General features: G+C 73.0%; 1 protein-coding gene and 2 pseudogenes. All 3 read right to left on the bottom strand.

Annotated features, from left to right (window positions below; translation table 11 throughout):
• Positions 1-65 precede the first annotated feature (65 nt).
• Positions 66-650, bottom strand: a complete 585-nt coding sequence (locus H5J33_RS32910; protein WP_181798371.1) for a DUF4865 family protein — start codon at positions 648-650, stop codon at positions 66-68.
• Between the two features lie 15 nt (positions 651-665).
• Positions 666-923: pseudogene (locus H5J33_RS38800) on the bottom strand (cupin domain-containing protein); the annotation flags it as partial.
• A gap of 222 nt (positions 924-1145) precedes the next feature.
• Positions 1146-1700, bottom strand: a pseudogene (locus H5J33_RS38795) (TetR/AcrR family transcriptional regulator); the annotation flags it as partial.
• Positions 1701-2020: the final 320 nt, after the last annotated feature.

The following is a 2020-nucleotide window of genomic DNA, read 5'->3' as shown; positions in this document are numbered from 1 at the left end:
GTCGTGCGCGTCGCACACGCCCAGCTCCTCGGGCCGGATGTCGCCGAGGACCGTACGGACGCGCCTCACCACTGCCGCCCGCGCGGGAGCCGGTCGCGGCCGGGCGCGGACAGGTGCAGCACCTCGAAGAGGTCCCCGTCCGCCTCGGGGTCGTCGTGCTCCCAGAGGGAGAAGTGCACGACCTCCCAGGCACGCGTGTCCACGGCCGCCGCCGCGAGCACCGCACCGTCCGCCGCCGCCAGCCTCTCCGTCCCGGCCACCGCGTCCGCCATGAACGACGCCAGCTCCACGCCCTCCGGCACCGGTCGGCGCCGACGCACGGCGTACGCCGGCGCGGAGGCGGTCGCGGTGCCCTCCTCGAAGGCCAGACCGGTCCACTGCCGGACCGCCGGCCGGCCGAAGTCGTCGACCGGCCCCTGGAAGGCCCCGTCCCACAGGAACCTGTTCATGCCCTCCACGGTGTTCCACAAGTAGAACGGCCCGTACTGGTTCACCGGCGAGCCGTTCACCCCGCGCTCGCGCATCACATACGCCTTGACGCCCAGGCCGTCCCAGTCGTCCAGCAGATGCCCGACGCGGGCGACCCGGGAGCGGACGAGTCCCATGTCGTAGCCGGCGGGCAGGGTGAACTCGTACTGCATCGCGTGCACTTCTCGCATCCCTTCTCAGGCGGGGTAGTCGGACACGTGCGCGTGCCACTCGGCCGTCGTGCCGTCCTCGGCGGCCTCCACGACAGCGAGGTGGGTCATGAAGGTGCGCGGCCCGGCGCCGTGCCAGTGCCGTTCGCCCGGCTCGATCCACACCGTGTCGCCCGCGCGGATCTCCTCCACCTCGCCGCCCGCCCGCCCCACCAGGCCCTCGCCCTCCAGGACGTGCAGCACCTGCCCGTGCGGATGCGTGTGCCAGGCCGTGTGCGCGCCCGGTGCGAAGTGGACGTTGAACATGCGCAGCCGGGACGGGGCGGCGGGGGCGGCTATCTCGTCCAGCCAGACCGCGCCGGTGAAGGTGTCCGCCGGACCCTGCCGGGTGTCGGGCCGGCGCCTGGTGATGTACACGTGACTCGTTTCTCCTGTCGGGCGGGTTGGGGGGTTGCGGGGATTCAGTGGGTTCCGTGGGTTCCGTGGGCTTCGTGGGCTTCGTGGGTCCGGGGGGGCGAGCAGTGCGAGCAGGCCGCGCACACCGGCGTCGAAGGCGGCGGGGGAGCCGGAGGCGCGGGCGAGCACATAGCCGCCCTGCACGGTCGCGAGCACGGCCGCGCCGATCTCCGTGCCGTCCAGCTCCGGCGCGAACTGCCCCTGCCGCTTGCCCTCTTCGACGAGCTCGGCGATCCGGTCCCGGATCGCGGCGATCGTCTCGTCCACGGGCGCGCGCAGTTCGTCGCTCGCGATCACCTCCGGATCCATGGTCAGCCGGCCGACCGGGCAGCCGCGCAGCACATCGCGCTCGCGCAGCAGATACGCCTCGATCCGTTCGTACGGCGTGCCCGGCCCGCCGAGCAGGGCCTCGGCGGTGGCCCGCAGTTCGGTGGCGGTACGCCGGATCGCGGCCAGGGCGAGGTCCGGCTTGCCCTTGAAGTGGTGGTACATGCTGCCCTGGCCCGCTCCCGAGCGCTCCAGGATCGCCTTGGGGCTGGTGCCCACGTACCCGCGCTCCCACAACAGCTCACGGGTGGACTCGATCAGTCGTTCCGAGGTGTTCATGCGATCACTTTACATACTAGTAGTTACAGTGTGCCAGCCGGTTCCGGCCGCGGAAGGGAAAACGTCCGCAAGGTGGCGGGGCGTCCACCCCGGCGAACACGGCGGAGCGCCCCGGGCCCAAGGTGCCCGGGGCGCTCCCGCCGCGTCATCGTCCGCCGTAGCCGACCGTTCCGCCCGGCGCCGCGCCGCCGTCGGCCACCGTGCTCGCCGCCACGGCGGCCGTGGGGGCCGTGCTCGCCCCGACCTTCATCGGGACGGCGGAACCGCCTTCCCGATGAAGGTCGGGGCGAGCGGCTGGGAGCCGATGACCTCCACGCGGT

It is taken from the genome of Streptomyces sp. WELS2 (assembly GCF_013870595.1).
Classification (GTDB): Bacteria; Actinomycetota; Actinomycetes; order Streptomycetales; family Streptomycetaceae; genus Streptomyces.
Note: the sequence above shows the minus strand (reverse complement) of the source record. Positions and strands in the feature narration are given on the sequence as shown.